This is a genomic window from Actinophytocola sediminis, from assembly GCF_054779715.1.
Window position 1 is genome coordinate 175,979 of the sequence record NZ_BAAGXS010000028.1, and the last position, 25,651, is coordinate 201,629.

31 protein-coding genes and 1 tRNA gene are annotated in these 25,651 nt (G+C 64.9%); 16 read left to right on the top strand and 16 right to left on the bottom strand.

Features of this window, described 5'->3' with window-relative positions; all coding sequences use genetic code 11:
• Positions 1-148: 148 nt before the first annotated feature.
• A complete protein-coding gene (locus ACYVIP_RS18530; RefSeq protein WP_460397842.1) occupies positions 149-598 on the bottom strand; it encodes an Lrp/AsnC family transcriptional regulator in 450 nt (149 codons plus the stop codon).
• A gap of 74 nt (positions 599-672) precedes the next feature.
• Here ACYVIP_RS18530 and ddaH point away from each other — a divergent pair, with 74 nt between their 5' ends.
• Entirely contained in the window at positions 673-1,506 is an 834-nt protein-coding gene (gene ddaH, locus ACYVIP_RS18535; RefSeq protein ID WP_460397844.1) for a dimethylargininase, read from the top strand.
• Positions 1,507-1,575: 69 nt separating this feature from the next.
• Here ddaH and ACYVIP_RS18540 read toward each other — a convergent pair whose 3' ends face one another.
• A complete protein-coding gene (locus ACYVIP_RS18540) occupies positions 1,576-2,121 on the bottom strand; it encodes a hypothetical protein (RefSeq protein ID WP_460397846.1) in 546 nt (181 codons plus the stop codon).
• A gap of 206 nt (positions 2,122-2,327) precedes the next feature.
• Between ACYVIP_RS18540 and ACYVIP_RS18545 the strand changes: the two genes are divergently transcribed.
• Entirely contained in the window at positions 2,328-3,110 is a 783-nt protein-coding gene (locus tag ACYVIP_RS18545) for a GntR family transcriptional regulator (RefSeq protein WP_460397848.1), read from the top strand.
• 1 nt (position 3,111) lies between these two features.
• Entirely contained in the window at positions 3,112-4,014 is a 903-nt protein-coding gene (locus tag ACYVIP_RS18550; protein ID WP_460397850.1) for a DMT family transporter, read from the top strand.
• Here ACYVIP_RS18550 and ACYVIP_RS18555 read toward each other — a convergent pair whose 3' ends face one another.
• The 5 genes from ACYVIP_RS18555 to ACYVIP_RS18575 form a co-directional block, all read right to left on the bottom strand.
• Positions 4,015-4,644, bottom strand: coding sequence for a tetratricopeptide repeat protein (locus tag ACYVIP_RS18555; RefSeq protein WP_460397851.1), 630 nt, complete (start codon positions 4,642-4,644; stop codon positions 4,015-4,017).
• Between the two features lie 1,588 nt (positions 4,645-6,232).
• Complete coding sequence (locus tag ACYVIP_RS18560) at positions 6,233-6,547, bottom strand: hypothetical protein (protein ID WP_460397853.1); 315 nt, start codon at positions 6,545-6,547, stop codon at positions 6,233-6,235.
• A gap of 510 nt (positions 6,548-7,057) precedes the next feature.
• The gene (locus ACYVIP_RS18565; RefSeq protein WP_460397855.1) at positions 7,058-7,435 is read right to left on the bottom strand and encodes a type II toxin-antitoxin system RelE family toxin; all 378 of its coding nucleotides are present in this window, start codon (positions 7,433-7,435) and stop codon (positions 7,058-7,060) included.
• Positions 7,432-7,728, bottom strand: a complete 297-nt coding sequence (locus tag ACYVIP_RS18570; protein WP_460397857.1) for a type II toxin-antitoxin system Phd/YefM family antitoxin — start codon at positions 7,726-7,728, stop codon at positions 7,432-7,434. The genes ACYVIP_RS18565 and ACYVIP_RS18570 overlap by 4 nt, the downstream gene beginning before the upstream one ends.
• 51 nt (positions 7,729-7,779) lie before the next feature.
• Positions 7,780-8,361 (bottom strand): TetR/AcrR family transcriptional regulator, encoded by a 582-nt coding sequence (locus tag ACYVIP_RS18575; protein ID WP_460397859.1) that lies wholly within the window; start codon positions 8,359-8,361, stop codon positions 7,780-7,782.
• Positions 8,362-8,445: 84 nt separating this feature from the next.
• Between ACYVIP_RS18575 and ACYVIP_RS18580 the strand changes: the two genes are divergently transcribed.
• The 4 genes from ACYVIP_RS18580 to htpX all read left to right on the top strand — a co-directional run bounded on the left by ACYVIP_RS18580 (position 8,446) and on the right by htpX (position 11,074).
• A complete protein-coding gene (locus tag ACYVIP_RS18580) occupies positions 8,446-8,811 on the top strand; it encodes a DUF4267 domain-containing protein (RefSeq protein ID WP_460397861.1) in 366 nt (121 codons plus the stop codon).
• Between the two features lie 12 nt (positions 8,812-8,823).
• Entirely contained in the window at positions 8,824-9,324 is a 501-nt protein-coding gene (locus ACYVIP_RS18585) for a cupin domain-containing protein (RefSeq protein ID WP_460397863.1), read from the top strand.
• Between the two features lie 25 nt (positions 9,325-9,349).
• The gene (locus ACYVIP_RS18590) at positions 9,350-10,111 is read left to right on the top strand and encodes a siderophore-interacting protein (RefSeq protein WP_460397865.1); all 762 of its coding nucleotides are present in this window, start codon (positions 9,350-9,352) and stop codon (positions 10,109-10,111) included.
• A 99-nt stretch (positions 10,112-10,210) separates the two neighbouring features.
• Positions 10,211-11,074: a zinc metalloprotease HtpX gene (htpX, locus tag ACYVIP_RS18595; protein ID WP_460397867.1), complete on the top strand. Its 864-nt coding sequence runs from the start codon at positions 10,211-10,213 to the stop codon at positions 11,072-11,074.
• Here the strand turns inward: htpX and rfbA are convergent.
• Positions 11,071-11,952: a glucose-1-phosphate thymidylyltransferase RfbA gene (rfbA, locus tag ACYVIP_RS18600; protein WP_460397869.1), complete on the bottom strand. Its 882-nt coding sequence runs from the start codon at positions 11,950-11,952 to the stop codon at positions 11,071-11,073. The genes htpX and rfbA overlap by 4 nt on opposite strands.
• A gap of 73 nt (positions 11,953-12,025) precedes the next feature.
• Positions 12,026-12,517 carry a YajQ family cyclic di-GMP-binding protein gene (locus tag ACYVIP_RS18605; RefSeq protein ID WP_460397872.1) on the bottom strand — a complete coding sequence of 164 codons (492 nt, stop codon included), beginning with the start codon at positions 12,515-12,517 and terminating at the stop codon, positions 12,026-12,028.
• A 155-nt stretch (positions 12,518-12,672) separates the two neighbouring features.
• Between ACYVIP_RS18605 and ACYVIP_RS18610 the strand changes: the two genes are divergently transcribed.
• A tRNA-Tyr gene (locus tag ACYVIP_RS18610) sits at positions 12,673-12,756 on the top strand.
• Between the two features lie 97 nt (positions 12,757-12,853).
• A complete protein-coding gene (locus ACYVIP_RS18615) occupies positions 12,854-14,119 on the top strand; it encodes a tyrosine-type recombinase/integrase (RefSeq protein WP_460397874.1) in 1,266 nt (421 codons plus the stop codon).
• A gap of 6 nt (positions 14,120-14,125) precedes the next feature.
• Here ACYVIP_RS18615 and ACYVIP_RS18620 read toward each other — a convergent pair whose 3' ends face one another.
• Positions 14,126-16,417 (bottom strand): nSTAND3 domain-containing NTPase, encoded by a 2,292-nt coding sequence (locus ACYVIP_RS18620; RefSeq protein WP_460397876.1) that lies wholly within the window; start codon positions 16,415-16,417, stop codon positions 14,126-14,128.
• A 97-nt stretch (positions 16,418-16,514) separates the two neighbouring features.
• Here ACYVIP_RS18620 and ACYVIP_RS18625 point away from each other — a divergent pair, with 97 nt between their 5' ends.
• Positions 16,515-17,099: an NUDIX hydrolase gene (locus ACYVIP_RS18625; RefSeq protein WP_460397878.1), complete on the top strand. Its 585-nt coding sequence runs from the start codon at positions 16,515-16,517 to the stop codon at positions 17,097-17,099.
• On the opposite strand, the gene ACYVIP_RS18630 is transcribed toward ACYVIP_RS18625, so the two are convergent.
• Positions 17,049-18,188: a tetratricopeptide repeat protein gene (locus ACYVIP_RS18630; RefSeq protein ID WP_460397880.1), complete on the bottom strand. Its 1,140-nt coding sequence runs from the start codon at positions 18,186-18,188 to the stop codon at positions 17,049-17,051. The genes ACYVIP_RS18625 and ACYVIP_RS18630 overlap by 51 nt on opposite strands.
• A gap of 146 nt (positions 18,189-18,334) precedes the next feature.
• Positions 18,335-18,724 carry an XRE family transcriptional regulator gene (locus ACYVIP_RS18635; RefSeq protein ID WP_460397882.1) on the bottom strand — a complete coding sequence of 130 codons (390 nt, stop codon included), beginning with the start codon at positions 18,722-18,724 and terminating at the stop codon, positions 18,335-18,337.
• A 163-nt stretch (positions 18,725-18,887) separates the two neighbouring features.
• Between ACYVIP_RS18635 and ACYVIP_RS18640 the strand changes: the two genes are divergently transcribed.
• Genes ACYVIP_RS18640 through ACYVIP_RS18660 form a run of 5 tightly spaced genes read left to right on the top strand, consistent with a single transcriptional unit; the run spans position 18,888 to position 22,735 of the window.
• Positions 18,888-19,169: a helix-turn-helix domain-containing protein gene (locus tag ACYVIP_RS18640; protein WP_460397884.1), complete on the top strand. Its 282-nt coding sequence runs from the start codon at positions 18,888-18,890 to the stop codon at positions 19,167-19,169.
• Positions 19,166-19,534, top strand: a complete 369-nt coding sequence (locus tag ACYVIP_RS18645) for a WhiB family transcriptional regulator (RefSeq protein WP_460397886.1) — start codon at positions 19,166-19,168, stop codon at positions 19,532-19,534. The genes ACYVIP_RS18640 and ACYVIP_RS18645 overlap by 4 nt, the downstream gene beginning before the upstream one ends.
• Positions 19,534-19,863, top strand: a complete 330-nt coding sequence (locus ACYVIP_RS18650; protein WP_460397888.1) for a hypothetical protein — start codon at positions 19,534-19,536, stop codon at positions 19,861-19,863. Before ACYVIP_RS18645 ends, ACYVIP_RS18650 begins: the two co-directional genes overlap by 1 nt.
• Entirely contained in the window at positions 19,860-20,603 is a 744-nt protein-coding gene (locus ACYVIP_RS18655; RefSeq protein WP_460397890.1) for a hypothetical protein, read from the top strand. The genes ACYVIP_RS18650 and ACYVIP_RS18655 overlap by 4 nt, the downstream gene beginning before the upstream one ends.
• Positions 20,600-22,735 carry a cell division protein FtsK gene (locus ACYVIP_RS18660; RefSeq protein ID WP_460397892.1) on the top strand — a complete coding sequence of 712 codons (2,136 nt, stop codon included), beginning with the start codon at positions 20,600-20,602 and terminating at the stop codon, positions 22,733-22,735. Before ACYVIP_RS18655 ends, ACYVIP_RS18660 begins: the two co-directional genes overlap by 4 nt.
• Before the next feature lie 126 nt (positions 22,736-22,861).
• On the opposite strand, the gene ACYVIP_RS18665 is transcribed toward ACYVIP_RS18660, so the two are convergent.
• The 4 genes from ACYVIP_RS18665 to ACYVIP_RS18680 are packed head-to-tail and all read right to left on the bottom strand — an operon-like array spanning position 22,862 to position 24,143.
• Positions 22,862-23,110, bottom strand: coding sequence for a hypothetical protein (locus ACYVIP_RS18665; RefSeq protein WP_460397894.1), 249 nt, complete (start codon positions 23,108-23,110; stop codon positions 22,862-22,864).
• Positions 23,111-23,113: 3 nt separating this feature from the next.
• Positions 23,114-23,584: a hypothetical protein gene (locus ACYVIP_RS18670; RefSeq protein ID WP_460397896.1), complete on the bottom strand. Its 471-nt coding sequence runs from the start codon at positions 23,582-23,584 to the stop codon at positions 23,114-23,116.
• On the bottom strand, positions 23,581-23,889 hold the full coding sequence (locus ACYVIP_RS18675; protein ID WP_460397899.1) for a hypothetical protein: 309 nt from the start codon (positions 23,887-23,889) through the stop codon (positions 23,581-23,583). The genes ACYVIP_RS18670 and ACYVIP_RS18675 overlap by 4 nt, the downstream gene beginning before the upstream one ends.
• Positions 23,886-24,143, bottom strand: coding sequence for a hypothetical protein (locus ACYVIP_RS18680; RefSeq protein WP_460397901.1), 258 nt, complete (start codon positions 24,141-24,143; stop codon positions 23,886-23,888). The genes ACYVIP_RS18675 and ACYVIP_RS18680 overlap by 4 nt, the downstream gene beginning before the upstream one ends.
• Positions 24,144-24,388: 245 nt before the next feature.
• Here ACYVIP_RS18680 and ACYVIP_RS18685 point away from each other — a divergent pair, with 245 nt between their 5' ends.
• Positions 24,389-25,495, top strand: coding sequence for a tetratricopeptide repeat protein (locus ACYVIP_RS18685; RefSeq protein ID WP_460397903.1), 1,107 nt, complete (start codon positions 24,389-24,391; stop codon positions 25,493-25,495).
• Positions 25,496-25,651: the final 156 nt, after the last annotated feature.

The following is a 25,651-nucleotide window of genomic DNA, read 5'->3' on the forward strand; positions in this document are numbered from 1 at the left end:
CGTCGAGCCTAGCTGTGTCGGCGGTGGGGTTTCCCTGCTCTACAGGGTATTCGCGTCCCACATCACAGTCAGATCTCCCAGAGTCTGGGAGCCCTGCCGGGGATCCGCGCGTCGCGACCGCCTCGCCGGTAGATGGTAGGGCGTGCCCTCAGGTGACCTCCGGCGCGGGCGGCCGGTCCAGCAGCCGAGACAACACGACGGTGGACACGGTCCGGTCGATCATGTCGACGGCCCGAAGCCGCTCGAGCGCGTCCTCGAGGTGGTGGATGTTGGCCGCACGCAGGTGCACGATCGCGTCGGCGGCTCCAGTCACACTGTAGGCGGCCACGACTTCCGGTAACGGAAGTAAGCGGGCCCGGATACGGTCCGGAGTGACGTTGCCCATGCAGTGCACCTCGACGAAGGCCTCGGTGCCCCACCCGAGGGCCTCGGGGTCGACAACCGCCGTGAACCCACGCAGCACCCCGGTGTCGAGCAGCCGGTCCACCCGCCGTTTGACGGCCGGGGCGGACAGCCCGACCGCTTTCCCGATCTCCGAGTAGGAAGATCGAGCGTCGGCAACGAGCCGCGAAATGATTCGCTGATCCAGGACGTCCATACGCAACATACTGCCGCTGTTGGGGTGAGATCGCGACGTTGATCGCCGGTTGGCACGCGCCTTACATTGGAATCATGACGGAAGCCCGCGTGTCGACCAGGCGCCACTACCTGATGTGCGAGCCGAAGTACTTCACGGTCGAGTACACGATCAACCCGTGGATGGACCCGAGCCAGCCGGTGAACACCGAGGTGGCGGTCAAGGAGTGGACGGAGCTGGCGGACACCTACCGCCGGTGGGGCCACCGGGTGGACTTCATCACCCCGGTGCCCGGCCTGCCGGACATGGTCTTCGCGGCGAACTCCGGGACCGTGATAGACGGCAGGGTCCTCGGCGCCCGCTTCCGCGCGCGGCAGCGGACGCCGGAGGCCGACCACTACCGCCGCTGGTTCCTGGACCACGGCTTCCGCGACGTCTACATGCCAAGCCGAACCAACGAGGCCGAAGGCGACCTGACGTGGACGGGCGCGGAGCTGCTGGCCGGCACCGGCTTCCGCACGGATCCGGCCGCGCACGCCGAGGCCCAGGAGATCCTGGGCGTGCCGGTGGTGTCCCTGAGCCTGGTGGACCCGCGGTACTACCACCTGGACACGGCCCTGTGCGTGCTGTCCCCGGCGGCCCCGGGCCGCCGAGCGCACGTGGCGTACTACCCGGAGGCGTTCAGCCCGGGGTCGCAGCGGGTCCTGGCCCGCCTGTTCCCCGACGCGCTCATCGCCACCGCGGCGGACGCGGAGTGCTTCGCCCTGAACGCGGTGTCCGACGGCCGCAACGTGGTCCTCCCGCTGGAGGTGACCCACCTCGCGGACGCCCTCATCACCCACGGCTACGAGCCGACTTTCGTGGACATCGCCGAACTCCGCAAATCCGGCGGCGGCCCGAAGTGCTGCACCCTGGAGATCCGGGCCTAACTGAACTCTCGGCCAGCGTCAGGGTCGAACCGCCGTGAGAGCGGTCTCGGGAAACCGGCGCTGGCCGAGTCATTTCTGACCCGCTGTCTCCGCCAGTCGGTTGGGGTCGAGCAGGGTGCAGTCGTGTAGTTCGCGGAGCAGGTTCGACGCCCGGACCCAGCGGATGGCGCGGTCGGTGAAAGCGACCAGTTGGTCACCCAGCGATCGGGGCACCCGGCCGCCGGTGCACAACTCCCCGCGAACTCCGACGACAGGAAACTGGCGAGCCCGGAACGCTGCCGCGCCTTGACGCAGCGCGGGGCATACCCGCAGTGAGAGGCGAGCGCACGCGAGGCAGACCGGTGGTTCGGTGACCGCCATCCGCTCCGGCCAGCCCGGCCAGTCCTCCCGGAAGTCCCGCACCAACCACAACACACCGTCCTCGCCGCGATCAGCCGGCCCACCACACACCTGACACAACAACCGCCGCATCGCCCGACGCTGCCGCAACGGATGCACCCGCCCGAACAACGGCCGACCCTGCCCCGGCTGGAACGGGGCGCGGCACCACAACACTCCGCTGCTGTCCCGATCCACCGCGGTCTCATCGAGGTAGCCGATGCCACGACCGGGCACCTCCACCAGCGTGTGAGCTGGCTCGATCTCCGCAGACCACGACGTGATGTAAGGCGCCACTACACCGCCAGCCCGCAACATCCCCTCAGCCATCACCGCACGTGCCCTCGTTTCCCGAATGCCGAAGTTGGGTACCAGCGGAACGTGACTGGCTTGAGCCAGTGAAGCACAAGGAACTGGTTTAAGCCAGTTGTATGCTGGCTGGCATGAGCCCCACCGACGGCGCGGATGCCGGGCAACTCCCGAGTCGTCGCATCGCCGACGCCATCCGCGAGCTGATCACCACTGGCGAACTCGCGCCGGGGGACAAGCTGCCTTCCGAGCGTGAGCTGGCAGGTCGGTTCGGCACGGCCCGCAACACCGCCCGTGAAGCGATCCGCCTGCTGACCGAGGAAGCCCTCGTCACCCCGCACCATGGCAAGGGCGTCTTCGTTCGCGAGACGCAAAGCCTGTTCCGCTGGGGCAGCGCCCGCTACTCCCGCAAGACCTACCGAGACACCGGTCTGACCCCGTTTCGCCTGGAGATGCAGCGCCAGGGCAAGACCGCGAGCGTCACATGCGTAGCCATCGACCGCCTGACGCCGCCACCCGAAGTGGCCGAGCGCCTCCACGTCCCCAGCGCCGACGAATCGGTAGTCCGCCGCCTGAACGAATACCGCGCCGACAACGAACCGGTTCAACTCGTCACGACCTACATCCGCTGGTCAGACGCCGAAGGCACCCTCCTCCTGGAACCCAGGACCGGCCCCGGAGGCATCTACGGCCGCCTGGAGGACAAGGGCCACGTCATGACCACCGGCCGCGACGAGATCACCGCCCGCATGCCCACCCACGAAGAAGCCGAGTTCCTCCAACCTCCGGCCGGCGTCCCCGTCCTGGACGTCCTCCACACCAGCTACAACCAGCACGGCGACCCGTTCGAAGTCACCCGCTTCGTCCACCGCGCCGACAAATCCGGCCTCGTCTACACCTTCGGCATCGAGAACTGAGGTGCGGGGGTCCCGCAAAGGCGCGCTACTCATCGCCACCCTCGCGCTCGCCTGGGGCGCCAACTTTCTCTGGATCAAAATCGCCCTGGAATCCTTCAGCCCCATCCAACTCACCGCGGCCCGCATGATCCTCGGCGCATTCGTCCTCCTGGCCGTCATCGCGCTACGCCACGAGAAGTTGCCTCGCGACCCACCAACCTGGGGCCATCTGTTCGTGGCGGCCCTGGTCGCGAACGTCGCGCCCTACCTGCTGTTCGCCCTTGGCGAGACCCGTGTCGACTCGGGGATCGCCGGCGCCCTCAACGCCACCACGCCACTGTGGACACTCGTCCTCGGCTACCTCGCTCGCCAGTCCGTCCGCCTCACCGGGTGGCAGGTCATCGGTCTGTTCCTCGGCTTCGCCGGCAGCCTGCTGATCTTCACGCCGTGGACCGCCACCGGGATCGACCCGCTCGGCGCGCTGTACTGCCTGCTGGCCGCACTGAGCTACGGAATCAGCTACCTCTACATGAGCCGCTACCTGTCGCCACGGGACCTGAGCCCGACCACACTGTCGACCGGCCAACTACTCGCGGCGAGCGTCATCACGGCTGCGACGCTCCCGTTCGACACCACCGCCGCGCCACAGTGGAAGCTGGGGCCGTGGCTGGCGCTCGCGGCGCTAGGCGTGATCGGGACCGGGCTGGCCTACATCATCAACTACGCCCTCATTCGCGCAGAGGGACCGCTCGGCGCCTCCGTCGTCACCTATCTGGTGCCCGTGGCGTCGCTGCTACTGGGTTACCTCGTGTTGAACGAGTCCGCACCCGAGTTGGCGCTGGCGGGTGTCGCTGCCATCCTCATCGGAATTCGAATATCCCGCCGCCACCGGTCAAACGCCTCTTCGTCACCGCGCGGACAATGATCAGCCCTCAGCCTCTCGCTGCGCGATAAGAGAGAGAACCGTCGTTCGAGTTACCTGAGCAGCGTGCAGCAAGCCATCGAACAGGCGCGGCCAGTCGTTCGCCAATTTCTCGTAAATTGCACAGGCTTCATCAACGGAAACCCGCGCATCAGCCAACGCCATCGACTCACCCGGCGAATCACATGCCTGCCCCCACGCCAACGCCCACAAACTCATCGCGAGGTCGGGGAGGTAGGCGGCGGGGTCGGTTTCGGCGAGGGTTCGGTAATGCTTGGTGGCTTCGTTGGCGGGTGCGAGTGCGGCTTGTTTGTCGCCTGTTTCGGCCAGCCGGTTGCTGAGGTTGTTGAGGCTTGCGGCGAGGTTGGGGAGGTGGGTGGTGGGGTCGGTTTCAGCGAGGGTTCGGCGGATGGTGACGGCTTCGTTGGCGGGTGCGAGCGCGGCTTGTTTGTCGCCTGTTTCGGCCAGTCGGATGCCGAGGTTGTTGAGGCTGATCGCGAGGTCGGAGAGGTAGGTGGTGGGGTCGGTTTCGGCGAGGGTTCGGCGGATGGTGACGGCTTCGTCGACGGGTGCGAGCGCGGCTTGTTTGTCGCCTGTTTCGGCCAGCCGGTTGCCGAGGTTGTTGAGGCTCATCGCGAGGTCGGGAAGGTAGGTGATGGGGTCGGTTTCGGCNCTTCGGCCAGCCGGATGCCGAGGTTGTTGAGGTAACGCGCTTTGATTTCGGGTGAAGTGCCGACCGATAGTTGATCCAGGATGTGGCGGGTCAGCGCTGCCGCTTCTTGCAGGAGGTCTATGCGGTAATCAGGAAGTCTGGATTCGACGAGTTGGCAAGTGAGAAGGGGTGCGAAGCGGATCACAGTCTGGAGAAGTGTTGGGCTCAGATGCCGCGCAGTGGCTCGCATATGGAGCAGTTCCCACAGCAGCGGCCGAACACCCTCATGGCGGTCCACCACAGCAGCGAGAACGATCAGACATCGCCGTACCCCGTCATCGTCCGGTATCGCGCTTTCGGACGTGCTCAGGACCTTGAGCAGCAGCTCCCGTGCGCGTCCGTCCCTACTCAGCTTCTCGGCGAGGTAATCCTCACCAAAACGGTCTGGACGCAGCGGGGCCAGCGCGGAGGCGACCGTGGCCGAATCGGAGGGAGCGTGGTCGGGATACACGCGGTCGTGCCACTTGAGAACATCGCCGACGCGGGGCTCGTCCGCGACACCCGCCGCGACCAGCAGCGCCCGGGCCAGTTCTCCACTCGGCAGCGGACCGAACAGGGTGGATACCAGTACTGACGCCTCGGCCTGGTCTGCGGTCACCCCCTCCGTCGACGGCGTCGTCGACGGCCAGTGGCGGCGTTCGTGGTCGAGTAGGTACCGCGACAGGTCCGCCAGTTCCGGCCGCTCAACACCTTCCTCAACCGCACATACGCTGGCCAGCGCGCTCATGTGCAGGGTCAACACCGACCCGTAGGAATCCGCGTCCAAGTCGCTCGGCGGGGCCACGGTCGGCACAAGTCCAAGTTCCCTCGAGAAGGCTCGCACCGCCTCGGCGAACGCCTCGCGGCGCTCGTCGATGATCTCCGCCAGAGCTGACAGCTCCACCGGGTCGGCCATCTCCACCGGCAGACGACCGAGCATCGCCGACAGCGACTCCCACAGCGGGGTGAGCGACCTGGCCAGCAACAACACCCGCACCCGTGCCGAACCGGTCGGCAGGACGGACCGGATCAGCTCGACCAGCGTCCCCACCGGCCACCGCTCCGCGTAGTCGACAACCACCACGGTTCGCGCCGAGTCGGCAGAGTCGGCTTTCTGCTCACCTACCGGGACGAGATCACCAGGAGAGACCGCGGTTGACACGCCCCGCGCCACCGCCCACCCGGCTTCCACGCACTCACCAGCGAAGGCATTCGCCAGACGGGTCTTCCCCCGTCCTCCCACGCCGTGCATCACTATCAGCGACATCGGCGCGTCTTGGTCGTCCCGCCACCTCACCAACGTGTCCTGAACGTCGACGCGTTGCCAGAACGGAACCACCTCACGCCGAGCGTCGAGCAGGAAGCTCGGCGTCCGCTGCTGCTGCGGAACCCACTCGTTCTGTGGTGTCGACCCGAGCCGCTGGACCTGGAAATCCGGCCGCCCGAACATGAGCGACACATTCCCAGCGGAACCGATCTGAATGTTCGGTCCATTGATCCACGCTCGCTGGACCGAATTCGACCTGCGCACTACTTCTCGACCTCGATGTTCGCGTCCCCACCGATTGAGCCCACCTGGACGTTCGGGCCATCGATCGTGGAATCTCGCACCGAATTGCGTACTGCTGGTGGCTTCGCAGCCGATGTTCCGTCGGTCCGCAGCGCACGTACGGCGACGACCGCGCTGAAGGTAGCCACCCCGAGACCGATCACGCCGACGAGCGCACCGACCACACTGCCGACCTGATCAGCACGGTCCAGGCCGACCTTCAGCATCACGCCACCGACGACCAGCACCGCGGCACCGAACACCGCTACCAACCACAAGCCCATCCGGCGATTCATAACCTCACCGTCGTCCCCACATCGACGCCCATTACTGACTGATATCAAAGTCGTCATCCAGTGTTGCAGAATTCCGTAACCTGGATATCAAGACGCGCCGCCGGCGACGCGCTGTGTCCGTCGCGTTGGCGACATGCCCGCATCCATCGCGGTCACGGCCGGTTGCCACTCCGCTCACGCTGGCCGGCCAGCGCGGCGCAACCCACGAGCCCGCGACGGCGGCGCCACCGGCGGCACGAGGTTTGTGAGCGGTGCTTGATCGCCTAACACCAGTTCACCGGTCTCGGCGGCGCTTCGTGTCGCTAAGGGACTCGACGATGTGCCTGACCCACTCCGCGGCCGGTACTCCAGCCGCGAACCACGGCTGGATCGGCGGGCCCAATCACGTCGACAACATGTCGATACGGAGTGTTAGCCTGCCAGCTGAAGTAACCCGAGTTCTTAGGCGAGGGAGCCGCCCCTGCGGGCCGCTCCCTCCCTTTTGTCCTTCTGCTGACGCAACGCTCAGCGCTACTGACGCGAACCGGGCCCGTCCCAGGCTTCGTTGAGGAGCTGTTCGGCCTTCGCCGCCAACTGCTGGTCGGAGTGCATCTTCAGGCGAGACACGGCCAGTTCGTAACAGGCATCGTCAGCCTGTCGGGCGATGACCCAGACCACCACGACCGTGCCATCCGGTTCGACTCGGTAGATGACCCGGATCTCCCGGTCGCCGACCACCAGCTTCCTGAAGGTGGTGAGGTTGCCAAGCGCACGAGTCCCCAGCGGTTCGCCACGCTGATCCGGTTCTGTCTCCAGCTTCTTGAGCGCCTTCAGTACCCGTTTCCGGTTGGCACCGTCGAGGTCACGCAGGTCTTCTCGTGCCTCCGACGTGAGTTGGACCTCGGTCACTCGTCGTCGTCCAGATTCACGCCGAACTCGGCGGCGACCTCGTCCAAGCTGTGCCGTTCACCCGAATCCGTGAGGGTTCGCGCCCAGGCGATGGCCATGAGCTTGAAGTCCTCCGCCAACGCCTCCAGGTACTGCAGCCTCTCCATGGTCTTGATGTCCACGATCGCCGCAGCTGGCTGGTTGTTACGAAAGACAACGAACTGGCGGCCCTCACTCGCCTGGTTCACGAGCTTGGAAAGTCCCTGCGTACTGGCTTCCGTGACAGAGATGACGTCGTTGGTATCGATCCTCATGGTCGGACTCCCCGGTGGCGCCGGTGACAACTCTAGAGCTAATTCTACCCGTTATTCTAGACCGTCAGACATGAAGCGGGCCAGCAGGAGAGTCAACCTGTGGTCGTGTGCCTCGCGGGGGAGTCGGCCGCCGCTGGTGAGGGTGGCCAGGCCGTGCAGGGCGGCCCAGAATGTCTCGGTCAAGATGCCCAGATCGTCCTCGCCGGCATGCGGGCGGATCGCCTCGCTCAGCTCGTCGAATCCCGCCTGCAGCGGGGCCGGCACATCGATCGTGGCGAACGGCAGGTCGATCGCCTGGCTGAACATCGCGCTGTACAGGGCGGGCCGGCGCTCGGCGAAGGACAGGTAGGCCGCACTGACCGCCGCCAACCGGTCCTTGGCCTCGACGCCGTCCCGGGCGGTACGCAGGTCAACCACCAGGTCAGCGAAGCCCTCCACGGCGACCGCCACCATGATCTCGCCCTTGCCGGCGAAATGGCTGTACAGCACCGGCTGGCTGTACTCGACCCGCTCGGCCAGCCGACGGGTGGTCACCGCGTCCCAGCCCTCACTCTCCGCCAGCTCGCGCGCCGCCGTGACGATCAACTTCTCGCGCTCCGCACGCTCACGCTCCCGGCGCGACTGGATCGACATGCTCCCGACTCTAGCAGTGCTAGAACGACTGCCACTGACATGCTAGCGTGATTCCAGAATCTAGCACCGCTAGCAAGGAGAAGCATGCTCACTCCCATCGCCTACGGACTCGCCATCGCCCTCAACCTGATGATCCTGTTCATCGGCCTGCGGTTCCTGTTCGTCCCCTGGGCAGCCGCCAGCGGCTACGGCGTCCCCGCCAAGCACGACATCGCCTACCTGACGATCAAAGGACTCCGCGACACCAGCTACGGCCTGATCGGCCTGGCACTACTGGCCTTCGTCGGCCCACAGGCCGAAGCCTGGCTGCTGCTGGTCGTCGCCATGGTCCCGTTCGGTGACACTGTGGTCGTGCTGCGCAACGGCGGCACGAAAGCCGTCGCGTTCGGCATTCATTTCGCCACCGGGGTAACCGTCCTCATCAGCGCAGCACTGCTGTTCGCCGTCTGAAGGAGCCAACCGATGTCGATGATCGCTCCCGACCACAACCAGGCCGTGCACGTCCGTGCCGCCGACGCGGAGACCATCGGCCGCGCACCGACCACCATCCGGCTACTCGCCGACAGCAGCGCGACCGGCGGCGCACTGTCCGCCCACCGCGTCACCCTCGCCAACGGCGCGAACGGCGCCACCCCTCACCACCACACCCGGTCCGCCGAGCTGTTCTACCTGCTCGACGGCACCGCCCAGCTCCTGTCCGGCAACCAGGTCATCACCGCGGCCCGCGGCGACCTCGTGCTCGTCCCGCCCAACGTCGACCACGCCTTCGCCGCCGCGCCCGGCCACGACGCGGACCTGCTCATCGTCATCACGCCGGGCGTCGAGCGGTTCGAGTACTTCCGCCACCTCGAACGCGTCGCCTACGGCAAGGAGCCCCCGGAGTCCCTCGCCGACGTGCAGGAGCTCTACGACAACTACTTCGCCCACAGCCCGATCTGGAACGAGACCAGGCAGGGAACGTGAGCGGCGCGGTGCGAAGATGGCCGCGATGAGTACGAACGCAACGCGCAGGCGCTCCCGCCGCCAGGAGACCAGCCTCTGGCGGGTCCCCGTCCTGCGGGTCGAGCAGGTCACGCCCCGGCTCACCCGGATCACCGTCGGCGGCGACCGGTTGGCCGGCTTCGTCAGCGCCGGCACCGACCAGAACGTGATGCTGTACTTCTACCCCGACGGCGTCGACCTGCCGGACACCCTCGAGGCCGCGCGCGCCCGCTGGTCCACCGCCCGCCCGCTGACCAGGACCTACACCATCCGCCGGCACGATCCGGCGACCAACGAGCTCGACTTCGACTTCGTCCTGCACGACGCCCCCGGCCCCGCCTCCGACTGGGCCAAGCACGCCACCCCCGGCGACGAGCTGATCTTCGTCGGCCCCTCCCCGGCCTACCAGCCAGACCCGGCCGCCGACTGGCACCTGCTCGCCGGCGACGAGACCGCCCTCCCGGCCATCGCCGCGATCCTCGACGTGCTCCCGGCCGACGCCGTGACCAGGGTGTTCGTCGAGGTCGACGACGCAGGCGAGGAGCAACCGCTGCCCGTACCGGTGACCTGGGTACACCGCGCCCAGCACGACTCGCTCACCTCGGCCGTCGCGGCGGCGACGCTGCCGACCGGCCGGGTGGACGCCTGGCTGGCCGGCGAGCGGTCGTCCATGGTCGCGCTGCGTGCACACCTGCTCGACCAGCGCGGACTCGACCGCCGCCACGTCCGCCCGACCACCTACTGGCGACGCGGCGAAACCGGCAGCTGACCTGGGCATTCCGCCCGAATCGGAACTTCGGACAGTCGATCAACGTTGTAGGCCAAGGGAGTCGCGAGAGTTCACTGGAGCTGATGGAGGGCACCAGCGGTGCACAAGCACTACAACGGGCTGAAGACCGCCTTACTGCTGGGCGGGATGAGCGCGCTGATCATCCTGATCAGCTCCCTGTTCGGCCGCACCGCGCTGTTCATCGGCCTCGGCCTGGCCCTGCTGATGAACGGCTACGCCTACTTCAACTCCGACAAGCTCGCCCTGCGGGCCATGCGCGCCCGGCCGGTCTCCCAGGCCGAGCAGCCGGAGATGTACCGGATCGTGCGGGAGCTCGCGACCTCGGCCCGCCAACCGATGCCCCGGCTCTACGTGAGCCCGACCCAGGCCCCGAACGCCTTCGCCACCGGCCGCAACCCGCGCAACGCCGCCGTGTGCTGCACCGCCGGCATCCTGGAGCTGCTGGACAAGCGTGAGCTGCGGGCCGTGCTCGGCCACGAGCTGTCGCACGTCTACAACCGCGACATCCTGATCTCGTGCGTGGCGGGCGCGCTGGCCAGCGTGGTCAGCGTGCTGGCCAACCTGGCGATGTTCGCCGGCCTGTTCGGCGGCTCGGACGAGGACCGGCCCAACCCGATCGCGATGATCCTGCTGGCGCTGCTCGGCCCGATCGCGGCGGGCATCGTGCAGATGGCGGTGAGCCGGTCGCGCGAGTACCAGGCCGACCAGTCCGGCGCGGAGCTCACCGGCGACCCGATCGGACTGGCGGCCGCGCTGCGCAAGCTCGAGTACGGCACTCAGATGGCGCCGCTGGCCCCGGAACCGAGACTGGTGTCGCAGTCCCACCTGATGATCGCCAACCCGTTCCGCCCCGGCGAGCGCGTGGCCAGGATGTTCGCCACGCACCCGCCGATGGCCGAACGCATCCGCAGGCTGGAGGAGATGGCCAGGCGCGGCTACTAGGCGGTGGCGCCGGCCGTCTTCGCGATCGCCATGACGTAGTCGCCGTAACCGGACTTGGCCAGCTTGCGGCCGAGCGCGTAGCACTGGTCGGCGTCGATGAACCCGCGGTCGAGCGCGATCTCCTCCAGACAGGCGATCCGCACGCCCGTCCGGTGCTCCAGGACCTGGACGAACTGCCCCGCCTCGAGCAACGAGTCGTGCGTGCCCGTGTCCAGCCAGGCGAAACCGCGACCGAGGTCGAGTAACCTGGCCCGGCCCTGCCGCAGGTAGTGCAGGTTGACGTCGGTGATCTCCAGTTCGCCGCGCGGCGAGGGCTTCAGCTCCTTGGCGATCTTGACCACGTCGTTGTCATAGAAGTACAGCCCGGTGATGGCCCGGTTGGACCGCGGCCTGGCCGGCTTCTCCTCAATGGAGACGAGCTTGCCAGACGCGTCGACCTCGCCGACGCCGTAGCGCTGCGGATCCTTGACCGGATAGCCGAAGAGCACCGCGCCGTCCATGCCGTGCACGTACTCCTGCATGACGGTGGAGAAGTCGGCGCCGAAGAAGATGTTGTCCCCGAGCACGAGGGCGACATCGTCGGTCCCGACGAAGTCCTCACCGATGATGAAGGCCTCGGCCAGCCCGTTGGGCTGCGGTTGCTCGGCGTAGCTGAGCTCGATGCCGAACTGGTTACCGCTGCCCAGGAGGCGCTGGAAGTTCGGCAGGTCGGTGGGCGTGGAGATGATCAGGATCTCCCGGATGCCGGCCAGCATGAGCACCGACATCGGGTAGTAGATCATCGGCTTGTCGTACACGGGCAGCAGCTGCTTGGACACCGCCTGGGTGATCGGGTGCAGCCGAGTGCCGCTTCCGCCCGCGAGGATGATCCCTTTCATCAGCCTTCCAACCCGGCGCAGATACGACGCCGTTGCTCGACGATTACGACCGCCTCACGGTAACCGCGCCCACTCAACGATAGTTGGTGAACTGCAGAGCGACGCCGAAGTCGGAGTCCTTGAGCAGGGCGATCACGTCCTGCAGGTGGTCCTTCTTCTTGCCGGAGACGCGCAGCTGGTCGCCCTGGATCTGGGCCTGGACGCCCTTGGGAGCCTCGTCCCGGATCTTCTTGGCGATCTGCTTGGCCTTCTCCGAGGTGATGCCCTGCACGATGCTGCCGGTGACCTTGTAGATCTTGCCGGAAGCGGCCGGATCACCGACGTCAAACGCCTTCAGCGAGATCTGCCGCTTGACCAGCTTGTCCTTGAAGACGTCGATCGCCGCGAGGCAGCGCTCCTCGGTCTCCGCCTCGATGGTGATGGCCTCCTCGCCGGCCCACTTGACCGATGCGCCGGTCCCGCGGAAGTCGAACCGCGTGGACAGCTCCTTGGCCGCCTGGTTGAGCGCGTTGTCGACCTCTTGCCGATCCACCTTGCTCACCACGTCGAACGACGGGTCCGCCACCTGACTCGCACCTCCACCTCGAAGCCATGTCTCCCGCCCGGGATGCTACCGCCGGTGCGACGTGGGCAGGTCGTGGGCAGGGGAGTACCGGTTGACCTTCGCCCGAAGGCGTTGGGTATGGTTTCGCACCGAGCGGCCCTTGGCCGGTCACTCCCGGCGGGTTGCCCGAGCGGTCAAAGGGAGCAGACTGTAAATCTGTCGCGCAAGCTACGAAGGTTCGAACCCTTCACCCGCCACCAGCTGGTCTGACCAGCCAAAACAGAAGACTGAAGATCGAATCCGGCAACGGAACTTGATCTATGGGTGCGGCCTTGGGTGCGAAGTACACTCAAGGCTATGCCTGTATCTGCTGGTGAGGACCGGCGACGCGGCCGGATCGAAGAACGCGGCGCCAACCTGCGCGTGGTTGTGTACGCCGGGCTGGACCCGGTGACCGGGAGACGCGCCTATCTGCGCGAGACCGTCAAGGGCAACGACAGGGCAGCCCGCAAGCGAGCTGACAAGGTCATGACCCGCCTGCTCTCCCGGGTCGATCAGCAGCGGTCGACCGAGAGCAGCATCCCGCTGGGCAAGGTCATCGACGAGTGGCTACGGGTCGCTGAGCTGGAAGACAGCACACGCGAGATGTATCGCGGCTACCTGAACCGCAACATCCGCCCGGTCCTCGGTGCCATCCCGGCGCGAAAACTAAGCGCCCGTGACCTGGAGACCTTCTACGCAGAGCTACGCCGTTGCCGTGTTCGCTGCGACGGCAAGCCGTACGTCGAGCACAAGGTCATGGATGACCACAGCTGCAAGGCAGAGAAGTGCGCTGAGCACGAATGCAACCCACTTGCTGTGTCAACGGTCCGGCAGATCCACTCAGTGATCAGTGGAGCGATGTCGGCGGCCGTCCGGTGGGAGTGGGTGACCAGCAACCCAGCAAAGGTTGCTCAACGGCCACGCCAAACACCGCCTGAACCGATGCCGCCGACACCAGCCGAAGCGGCGAAACTGATCGACGCTGCCTTCGACAAAGACCTGGAGTGGGGCACCCTCGTGTGGCTAATAATGACCACGGGTATGCGGAGGGGCGAGGTAGCGGCACTGCGGTGGAGCAATGTAGACCTCGACGAAGGCATGATCGAGGTGCGGCAGAATTTCATCAAGCGCAACGGAATAGAGAAGCTCAAGGCGACGAAGACCCACCAGATGAGGCGGATAGCCCTCGACACAGAGACGGTTGTCCTGCTGGCAAAGCAGAAGACCTGCATACAGGCGCGCTGTGCTGCGCTGGGTATCGAGTTCGAAGCGGAGGAGGTATATGTCTTCACAGGCGTGCACAACGCTAACCCTTGTAAGCCAGCCTCGCCAGACGGCATCTCAGCCCGCTACAAGACGATGGCGAACAAGGCCGGCGTCAAGACCCACATTCATGCACTCCGTCACTACTCGGCAACAGAGCTGCTTACAGCGGGCGTTGACCTCCGTACAGTCGCTGGCCGCCTTGGACACGGTGGCGGAGGCGCTACAACTCTTCGCGTGTACGCTGCGTGGGTAGCAGCCTCTGATCGCAAGGCGGCTGAGATCCTCGGGGCTCGTCTACCCAAGAGAGCTAAGTAGAGGCGTTCAGTCCTCCTTGAGAAGGCGCATGATGTCATCAACGATGATCGCTTCGTCAGCGTCTGCGCTGCCTGCGCCATCATCATTCGCCGGTTTTTCCGCCTCCGTCGCGTTGCGGTGTTGTAACAAGGCTTCGAGTGCTGCATCGTAACCCGGAAACGTTGAATGAGGTTCTCTGTATTCAGAGGCGTAGTCAAGCATGTCGTCTAGGTTATGCCAGTCTGCTGAGATCGACTCGTTATCGCGCCATGTTACTAGATAATCCTGCACACTTGTAAACATCTCGTTTTGTATGGAGCTTAGGGCCGCCTCGGGTGCTAGGTCCGCCAGATCTCGGAGATGCTGTTCCGCTACGCGTAGGTCATCCCAATCTGATGTATCTTGTGTGATCCAGGAAATAGCCTTTTTTACTAGCGAGCTGCGGTTTTCTATCGCCACTCTTCGATCAATTGCCGCTGCTGTATTAACGAGCAAAACTAAGTCATCGCCATCGTAGATCTCCTCAGACCAGTCGCTCTTCAGATCCTCAAACACTTTCTCCATTACATTATCTAGCCCCAATCGGTCGGCGATTTTGAGACTCGTTGTTCGGCATCGGATCCAATCTTGATCCAAGTCCTCGTCCTCGCCATTCTCGGTCCAGGCTCCAGCTAATTTTTGCAGAATGAACTGCTCAATGAAGTTGGAGGATCGGACAATTTCGGTCATCAGTGCTTCGTCTCTCGGGTGTGGAAGATGTCTCGTGTGTATTTTGCCTGATGCCAATGTCCAGAGGTGTTCCAACTGTTCGAAGTATCTCATCGATCTAATCAGCTGATGAACTACGCCACGTTGGCGTGGGATATGCTCACTTAAGAAATCTTGTACAGAAGGGTTGTGAAACGAAACTTGTAAAGTATTATAACTCTGTTCAGTTTTGATTATCGTGCTCTCAAGTGTGTCTATGCTCCTTCGGAATATGCGCGGACTGTCCGAGTCTTCAAGTAGAAGTCGATATCTAGACCAGGCCTCTTCGAGGCGACGCAATGAAGCTCTAGGTGGGAAGGTGAATGCTACATAAAGCAGGTGAACGTCTGCATCGCTTAGTTCGTGATCGACAATGTGTTCCCAAATGTTCCGCGGGTCGGCCAGGTTGTTCCTAATATTCTGGATAACGTCCTTTGTGTCGGCAGTGGAAGTCGGACCATGAATTCCCAGGCTGTGAACGATTAGGCGAGGACTGAAGTTCTTGTGATCGATGATCTGGCGATAGATGTCAGGATTCGCGAACCTCGCTTTTACGTGTCCGGGGATCGAGGAGTGATAAATATGGTTGTAGAGGATTTCGGCTCTCGTGACTCGCGTGTAGTCTGCCAGGTCTAGAATGCAGGTCGCGACATTAAAATTAGGGCTTGACAATCGCGCATATTGATGTCTTGCTTGGGCGAGAATATATTCGCGCGTTGTAAGAACAAGACGCTTGTTAGTGGATCTGTTGATCTTGCGAATGAACATCATGAGTCGACTGTCTTCGTTCTTTCGAAGTTTATCACCTAGAGTTGTCTGACCCAGGAAGTCATCGTAGTAGTAGAACTGCGGAACGGCTTCATCCCAGCTTCTGGCAATCTCTTCGGCGTCTTCAGAAATCTCGATTAGCTCGTAGCCATTTTTCACATAACTAGCTGCCAGCACCTGCGCTAATGTAGTCTTGCCAATCCCTGGAATTCCGGCGATGATGCATACTTTGCTTTCTTTCAAAATCTTAGTGGCGCGTCTGTAACTGTTATTCGGGGCATATATTTTGAGTGTCTCATCCAGTTCGCTAGACAAGAATGTTGAGCGAAGTAGGGTGGCTTTATTGAGAATTGTTTGAAGCACTGTTGTGTTGCTAAGCCAGAGTCGGAGATGGCGTCGGACCACATCGGGATGTTCATTCAGTTTGGCAACGATATCCGTAACGCTATAGATGTCACTCGGAGAAATGGTAAATGGTGACAAAAGATTGAACAGTTCATCCTTTGTTTCCTTTGTCATTTCGACAGTTGTTGCAAGAATGTACCGTGTTGGCTTCGATCGACGAATCTTCGATAGTTCTATGTTTCGCATGTGTCGTAGAAGCGCAGCGCGCCCAGAGCGTGACCAATGTTTGCACTGAATTACCACGTGTTCTGATCCGGGTGAAAGGTAGCGCAGATCTACGCCATGGTCTCGTCCAGGTGAGAACAGTTCAAGGTTCTTGCCCAGGATGCTCGAGAACAGGTCTTTGCAGACGATCTCAAAGTCGAAGTCGGTAAGTCGGCTAAGGTCGAACGAGTCCATCTACACTCCGATGAGTCTGGAAGCGATGCGCACAGATTACGCCAAACGGCGCGGAGGCCTGGGCATACGATGGTGATCAGGTCGTACGCTGCACGGTGTGACTGAGGCGCAAGGAGCTTGGAAGACCTACGGTGAGCGGCTGATCTACGACAACAGGTGGGTGAAGCTCGGGCTTGCGGACGTACAAGCGCCGAATGGTGAGCGGTGGGAGTACCACGTGGTTCACCTGGCGCGAATCGCCATTGGGCTGATCGTGGATGAGCGTGATCGAGTGCTGATGCTGTGGCGATATCGGTTTCCAACGGATCAGTGGGGTTACGAGTTGCTTGGTGGTCTCGTTGAGGACGGCGAGGAGCCGGCCGATACGGCTCGCCGCGAGGTCGAAGAGGAGACCGGCTATCGGCCGGTAGGGGAGCCTGAGCATCTGATCGGCTTTGAGCCGTTGCCGGGTCAGGTGACGGCCGGCACGGATGTGTACTTGTGGCGGGATGCGGAGAAGGTGGGGGAGCCGACGGACACGGAGGAGGTTGGTCGGCTGGAGTGGGTGCCGTTGGGTCGCGTGTTGGAGTTGGCGAAGCGTCGGGAGTTGCTTGGTGCGGGGGCGTTGGTGCCGTTGTTGTTCTATGTGGCGTCACGCGGTGCGGGTGTTGGTGGGGAGGATGAGCCGATCGAGCCGGCGTAGTTGGCGGTCGGACTTGATCTGGGTGGCGAGGCGTTTGGCCTGTCGGGCGTGGGCGAGGGCGGCGTCTCGGTCGCCGGCTGCGGCGTGGGCGTAGGCGAGGTCGACGAGCATGCCGGTTCGGGCGCGGGTGAACTCGGTGGGTAGTCGGGGGAGGGCGTCGCTGATCTGGTCGATGGCGTCGGGTTCGCCGAGGCGGCTGAGGGCGTGGCCGCGCCAGCGGTCGAGGTGTGCGCCGGCGAGGAAGAGGAACGGTAGCGACGGGTCGACGGGGTCGTTCGGTAGTTGACCGGCGGCGGCGTCGAACGCTCGTAGCGCGTCGTCTCGGTGGCCGGCGGCTGCGAGGCCCTCGCCGTGGGCTGCGGCCAGCCAGGAGCTGAGTAGGGCGGGTGCCGTGTCGCGGGTGACGGTGCGGGCCTGGGCGAGTTGCTCGACTGCTTGGTCGACCTGGCCCAGGTCGATGAGGATGAACGCTTGTTGGGCTGTCGCGTGGGCGAGCAGTAAGGGTGACTCGGCTTCACGGGCGGCGGACTTGGCGCGTTCGTGGTGGTCCCATGCCTGGCGGATGGCGTTGCGGTCGAGGGCCTCCCAGCCAGCCAGTGCCGACGCTTCGGTGAGGACCACGGCGAGTGGCTCGCGTTGGCCGCGCATGGTGCTGTAGCCGAGCAGGTTCTCGATCTGGCGCATGGTGCTGCGGACTTGGTCGAGCACGGTCACGCCGCCGAACTGGCGGTCCACGTGCCTGGCCTGCTCGACCTGCTGGCGGAACAGCTCGACCGTGCCGGCGTCGACGGTGCGTGCGATCCGGAGTTGGGCGAGCAACTCGCTGGCTTCGTCCTCGTCGCTGGCGTCGGGTGGGAAGCCGAGTTCCTCGTTGGTGCGGCCGTATATCTCTCGGAACAGTCGCCGGTATTCGGGTAGGCCGACCTGCTCGTGACCGTTCTCCCAACGGGACAGCTTGGTCTTGAGACTCGTGGGCGACATGATCGCGAAATTGAGCCTCTCGGCACGCTGGGTCAGCATGCCGATGACGGCGTTTGCCGAGTAGCCGAGCGTGTTCCGCACCTGCTGGAGCTTGGTTGCCGCCTTCATCTTCCCCCGGAGAGATAGCGCCCCTGACCTGCTTGGTTAATTCCAGTTAACAGGATCAGGTTAACCGCGGCCAGCTATAAACGCATGCGCTCATGCCGTTTCTTGGAGACATGAACGCGAACTCGAAGAACCCGGCCAGGCGGCGGCTATCGCTCGTCGCGGGGCCGCTGGCGGTCGAGGACCGTCGTCAGGTTGGCGTTCAGCTCGTCGAGGCGTTTGGTGATCGCGGCGAGCTGGTCCTCTATGGCGGCCAGCCGGGCGGGCACGGTGTCTGCGGCGTAGTCGATGGGGTCGTCCGGTGCTGGTGGCGTGTGGCCGAGCAGCACGGCGGCCAGGTGGCGCGGGTGCCAGCCGAGGCTGACCGAGAGCGCTTCGAGGGTCCGGCCGCTGCGGCGGCGCTGCACGGTGTTGTGCAGGATCTCGCGCACGATCGACAGCGCTACGCGCGATCGTCCGGCCAGGTCGCGCTGGTTCAGGCCGAGCTCGGTCATGCGCTCGTTGATCGCCTTCGCGACCGCCGACCAATCCTCCGACACGTATTCCTCCGCGCTCCGCCTCTCGCCCGAGATTAGTGGCAGCGCGCGTTTCCGCGGGCCATCTCGTAGGGATCTGGCCGGGCGGATGGACCTTTCGTGTCCGCATTAGTGCCGATATCGGCATTTCATCAATCTTTCTTCACCATTTCCGAAGGAATCATTCATGAGCACAGCTCTGCCGAACGCCGGGCGGCCGGCGTTCTACACAGTCCGAGAAGCGGCGGAGATTCTCCGCTGCAACAAGAACACGCTGTACCGCGCGATTCACGAGGGTGCGTTTCCGGCGGTGCGGATCAGGAGCCGGTTCGTGGTGCCGGCCGAGGCGGTTGAGCGGTTCGCGCGGGAGGCGGTCGAGTCCGGGACCTGCGTGGATGTCGCGGGGTTGACGGCTGAGCACCGCACTACGCGGGAGTTGGCCGAGGTTCGGGGAGGTCTGTCGTGGTGACCTCTGATGATCACTACCGGCTGGTTGGGATCGCGTGGCGGTTGGACCGGTTGCGGTGGGTGCCGCGTGACGTGCTGGGTGGCTTGGTGGTGCGGGACGGCGAGTGCGTGTGGGAGTTCACCTACGGCGACCCGCCGGAGCTGACCGGGCCTGAGTGCGTTGATCGGGAGTTGGTCGCGCGGATGTGTGCGCGGTGTCCGGTGCAGGACGAGTGCCTGGAACTGGAGTTGCGCATGGCCGGTGAGCGGACGGTCGGGGTGTGGGGCGCGCTCAACGAGCAGGACCGGCGTGCCCTGTACCCGCACTGGCGGCAGCGTGGCGAGCGGGCCGAACCGCTGGACACCGAGGACGGAGGTGAGCAGTGATGGCTGAGTTCAGCGTGACCCCGGTTCAGGTGCTCGCCGTGGTGGGTGTGCTGCTCGTCGTCCTGTGGGTCTGGCGGGCGAGTTCGCGCCGGGCGCGGGCGGCGGCTGACGCCGCTCGATCAGGGGCGCGGTTGTTGTCGCTGGCCGGGCGGGTGCTGTTCACGGCGGTGCTGATCGTCGGTGCTCAGTGGGTGGTCGTGACGCATCCCGGTAACCCGTGGCTGTTGCTCGCGGTGCTCGGGTTTCCGGCGTTGTTCTCGTCCTACGCGCTGACTCGGGCGCTCACGGTGACCACTGTGGACAGTCCGCGTCGGAAGGGTCGGCGATGAGCGAGGAGAGGAGTGGGGTGGCCGCCGATCGGCGGCCACCCGTGCCGCTGACTCGTGGGCAGAAGCTCGCGCGGGACGCGGCCGAGGCCGCCGAAGTGCGCGCGTACCAGACGCATCCGGACGTGATCGCGCTCCAGGTCGAACGTGTCCGGTCGCAGGTGGACCGGTTGTGCTGGGCGGGGATCCTGCTCGGGTTGGCGTTCACCATGACCAACGTGCAAACGTTTGCGGCAGCCGGTTCGCCAGCCTGGTCGTTGCCCTGGCTGGCGGCGTGGCTGCTCGATCCCACGGTGTCGGTCGTGCTGCTCGCGATCCTGCGGGCGGAGCAGGTCACAGCGCGGTACCAGGTCCGAACGGGACCGTGGGTGCGGCGGGCGAAGTGGTTCACGCTGGCGGCCACGTACCTGATGAACACGTGGGCGTCCTACGCGGCCGGTTCGCTCGCGGGCATCGTGTTGCACTCGGTGCCGCCGCTGGTGGTGTTCGTGGCCGCCGAGGCGGTGACGGACCTGCGCGACAAGCTCACCGAGGCCGTTCACCGGATCGCGCCGCCCGTTCATGAACGTTCACGAACCGCACGCCGCAAGTCCCTCGCGGACTACCTGGCCGAGGCGCGTCAAGCGTGGTCGCCTGGTGTGGAGGTCACGCCCGCGTGGGTGCGTGAGGTCACGAGCTGCTCGCGCGGGTTGTCTCCCCGCGTGGCCGCCGCGCTGGTCGCCGAACTGGGAGACCGGCCATGAACGGTGAACTCGTGAACGCCGAACCGGTCTATGACGCGGAGTTGGTCGACGAGTCGCGGCCGGTCTATGTCCAACCGCGGCTTGGTCGGTTCGCGTCCTGGTGGCTGCGGTCCTCGCGTGTGCCGGTGTGGTTGAAGGATCGTGGCGAGGCGCGGCAGGCAGCGAAGGACGGCGCGGTGTCGGTGCTGCGGTCGCCGTGGCGGTTCCTGCGCGCTGTCGTGCGTGGACTCGTCACGGCGGCACGGTGGTGGCGGCGGTGGGTGACCGTGCGGGACTACCGCGAGGCCGCCGAGTCGTCGGAGAAGCTCGCGGACAAGTTCACCGAGATCCGTGCGCTGACGCTGTTCCGGTGGAAGGTCACGGCCGCCGCGTCGATGGTCGCGGTGCTCGGTGTGGCGTTGGTGCACTTGGTCTACGGCGGCCGGCCGTTGTGGGTCGCGCTCGGTGTGGCGTCGGTCGGGCTGGCGGTGCTCGGCCGACGCAAGGACGGTGCGCCGGGGCGTAAGGCCGTGCTCGCCGGTCCGCGCACGCTGACGTGGACGATGGACCCGCAAGTCCTGGTGGACGCGTTCCGCGACGCGAAGCTGATCGGGAAGGACGAGACGCTGCGGCTGGTCGAGCGGGCGCGGCGGGTCGGCGACGGGTGGGCGGTCACGATCGATCTGCCGGCGACGCGCAAGGCGGCGGACGTGATCAAGCATCGGGAAGCGTTGGCGTCCGCTCTGGCGGTCGACGAGGTGCAACTGATCGTCGAGCGGGTGCGCGGTAACGGCGGCCACGCCGGTCGGGTGTCGATGTGGGTGGCCGACTCGGACCCGTACGCGACGCCTCCACTTCGGACGCCGCTGCTGGCGGTGCAGCGGTGGGACGCGTGGCGGCCGGTGCCGTTCGGCCGGGACGCGCGGGACCGGCGGATCGATCTGCCGTTGGTGTGGACGTCGCTGCTCGTCGGAGCGATTCCACGTCAGGGCAAGACGTTCGCCGCGAGGTTGGCCGCAGCCGGGCTGATCCTGGACCCGCACACGCGGCTGTACGTGGCGGACTTCAAGGCCGGCAAGGACTGGGACGCCGCCGCCCAGGTCGCGCACCGGTTCATGTCCGGCGACGAGTCAGCGCACGTACTGGCGCTCGTCGGGTGGCTGGTCGAGCTGGTCGGGGAGGTCCAGGGCCGCTACCGGCGCATGCGCGAGTTGGACGACCTGGTGTGCCCGGAATCGAAGATCACCCCGGACATGTCCCGCGATCTGGCGTTGAACATGCCGATCACGGCCGTGTTCCTCGACGAAGTCCAGGTGCCGTTGGAGGACCGCACGCCGTACACAGTGGAGGGCAAGCGAATCACGGCCGGCGAGTACGTGGGTGAGCTGCTGACATGGCTGGCGAAGAAGGGACCGGCGGCGGGCATCGTGTTGGTACTCGCGACACAGCGGCCGGACTCCAAGACCATCCCCAGTGGACTCCGGGCGGTGCTCGGCTCACGGTTCGCGCTGCGGGTGATGGACTGGCGTGACTCCAACATCGTGCTCGGCGAGCAGATGAACACCCGTGGCTACGACAGCAGCCGCCTACTCGCCTCTCACAAGGGCGTCGGCATCCTGCGGCCGGACGGAGAGACCCAGGCCGGGGCCGATGTGCTCGCGCTGACCGTGCGGACCTACTACATGCCCAACGAGGACTGGCACGAACTCTGCCAACGCGGCCGGGCGCTACGCGAGGCAGCCAGCACCCTCACCGGACACGCCGCCGGACAGACCGCGCCGCCCGAACTGACTCCGGCCTCCGTGGCCGCCATCGGAGTCGGTCACGAGCACCCGTCGCGGGTTCGTCGAGACCTACCGGAGCCGCTGTCGTCCGTCGCTGAGTACCTCGATCCAGACCTCGACAGCACGGACGGCCGCGAGTTCGTGCCGACCACCGAACTGGTCGAGGCACTCGACGTCGAGCCGAACGCGCTCGGCCGGGCGATGAGTGATCTCGGGTGCCAGTCCAGCCGGCAACGCGTGGTCAGTGAGGACGGCACCGTCCGACAGGTACGCGGCTACCGACTGGCCGACATCCGCGCCGCAGTGGAGGCCGGCGACCAGCCGTCACAACCCGACGACGATGTCGACATGCCGTCACACTACATGTGACGGCATCAAATGGGCGTCTACCTGCGGAAACGAGAGCTGTGACGGCTGTGACGGCAGCACGAAATGCCGTCACAGCCGTCACGAACGGGCCTCACAGAGGTGAGAAAGAAGGTGCCGGCGATGCCGTCACACCGCCCGTTGGCGATCACGAACAAGGTCCTCGTACTGGAGGCCGTCGCCGTACTTCTGCGTGACCCGGCAGACAAGCCGGATGCGACCAGGCCGCATTGGGTCGATCCCGTTCACCGCGTTGCGCATCGACCCTTCCGAGATCGTGTCCTCGCCCAGCGCGTTGCACTCCTCTACCAGCCGACGAATCGGCCAGTTGTGTTCCTCCAGCCAGGCGCGGATCAGCTTCCGATTGATCATCGGCATGGCTCAGTCCTTCGTCCGGCTGTAGGCCAGCTCACGAACCGCGTGGCCGAGGGCCGCCAGTCGAACGGACAGCAGCATCTGATCTGCGAACGGGAAGGACACGACGTTCGGGGGAGCGGGGTCGAGCACCCATCGTCTGTAGGAGTTCAGCAGCCCGCTGACGTTGCGTAGTTCGTGGATGAAGGTGCTGTCCCTGCCTGCTGCCAGGTTAGGAACGCCCGGATTCTCGGGCGCCTGTGGTGACACGATCACCGGGAGGTGCGCCGGGTCCTCGTCGTAGGCCGGTACCGCCAGCAACTCGTGAGCCAGCCGTGCGAACCGTTCCAGCGCGAAGCGCTCGAACACCACCGTTGTCTCGTCAGCCGGGTCGCCGAACACGACACGGATGTCACGGTTGTTGGTGAATCCACCGGACACACGGCAGTTTTCGGGGATCATCAGCCAGACAGACCTGTCGGGCAGATCGGTCTTCATACTGGCTGTTCTCCCTCGGTTCCGTTCGTGGCCACTCCCAGATGCCGAGCCGTGGTGACACCGTTGATCACCGCGTCGCGGCCCTGTTCACGTCGCGCGGCCCGCTCCCGCAGTCGGTCTGCCAGGTCACTGACTCGATCAGCCAAGGCGCGCTCGTCCGCCGGTGGGAGTGCAGGCGTTCGTTTGGCGTCGGCGTCCAGAAGGTTCAGCACGTACCGACCAAGAAGCGTGTTGACGCTGGCCGCCACACTCATCAGGACGTAGTCCCAGTGAGCCTGTTCGTCTGGCGGCGGAATGCGGCTCATGCCGCAGGCTCCGCACGAACCTGCGGGTGCACTATCCGGGCGGTGTCCTCCCGCTCGAAACAGGCATCCATCTCGGCGAGAGCTTGGCTGCTGACCTCGACAAGTTTTCGGATGCCCGCAGCATTGAGTAGCAGCTCGACGTTCTGGCCATCGTCACCGATCACGACAGTCACCAGGTCGCTGCCCTCAACGGCGCAGTACATCGGGCAGCTCTCGTCGATGCTCGCCCACGTGCCGACGCTGAGGTGTTTCATACACAGTCTCCCGATTCATTGGGAGCCCGGCGACGACCACACGGAGGTGGGGACAAGTCGTCGCCGGGCTGGCTTACGCACGGTCGCGACACGCGGCCGAACTTGACTAAAATCAGTCTTTCGTCAACAGTTCATCGACAGGAATGACATGCGTATGCCATATGAATGCCACGGGGGACACGATGGAGCTGCGGAACATGGATCAGGGTGGTGCGGACCGACCAGCCCGCACAATGCTCGAACACTTGATCAAGCATGAGCGCGGGGAGACCTTCGAAGAATTCGCCGCGTACGCCGAGGAGTTCGCCCGCCGCCACAAGCTCGCCGGCACCCTCAGCCTCCGCCACCTACTCCGCCTCGTCTCGGGCCGAAGGGCCGACGGAAGCGCGCTTGGCACCCCACGCCCCGCAACAGCGGACCTACTCGAACGAATCTTCGGGCTGACGATCTCGGAACTGCTCGCGTCACCAACCACGGTGAGTAGCGACAGGGAAACCACCGAACTCCGTCAGCGATTGAGCGCCGCGCGCCACGTCGACCGCACCGTGATCGAGCTGCTCCGTGAGCAACTCTCCGCCCTGCGCCGACTCGACCGCCAGATGGGCGCGGTCGTCGCCTACGACGAAGTACGACAGAAGGTCGAACAGGTACGCCAACTCCACTCCCACAGCCTCACACCCGCCGTGCGCGTCGAGTTGGGGCGCGTGCTCGCCGAACTCAGCGCTCTCGCCGGCTGGGAAGCACTCGACCGCTACGCGATTCGACAAGCATGGGACCACCACGAACTCGCCAAACGAGCGGCCCGCGACGCCGAATCACCGGCACTGCTCGCTCATGCCACAGCCCAACAGGCGCTGGTACTCACCGAACTCGGCGAAGTTCGACACGCCCTCGACCAACTCGACCTGGCCAGAACGCTCGTTGAGCGTAAAGGCCCGGATCTACTTCGTGCGTGGCTCGCGGCTGCACATGGCGAAGGCCTCGCCGCAGCCGGACGCCGCGACGATGCCATACGCGCGTTCGACACGGCTGAAAGCCTGCTGCCATCAGACCGGGTTGATCCAACGCTCTCGTTTTTGTTCCTTGAAGGCGCTCACCTCGATCGTTGGCGTGGCCACGCACTTGCTCGGCTTGGGGACGAGCAAGCGGCCACGATCCTCATCAACGCCCTCGAACGACTCGATCCGACGTTCACTCGTGCAGAGACGGCCCTTCGGGTAGATCTGGCAATCGCGCTAACCAAATTCGGGGAACTGGGCATCGCCCGCACTCACGCTGAGCGAGCCGAACGGCTTGGCTCCGAGATTGGGTCTGTTAGACAGCGGAACAGGGTCCGAGCACTTCTTGGTTAGGAAGCTCCGTTGAACGGGTGCAGCAAGCAGGCTGCCAGGTGTGAAGCGCCGAGCTGGAAATTTCATGCGGTCGCCATCTGGATCGTCCGGTTGCTTGATCGCCTTCCCCTGAATGGACTACCCGTCCCAAGGGTTCATGCTAACGACGGCTTCACA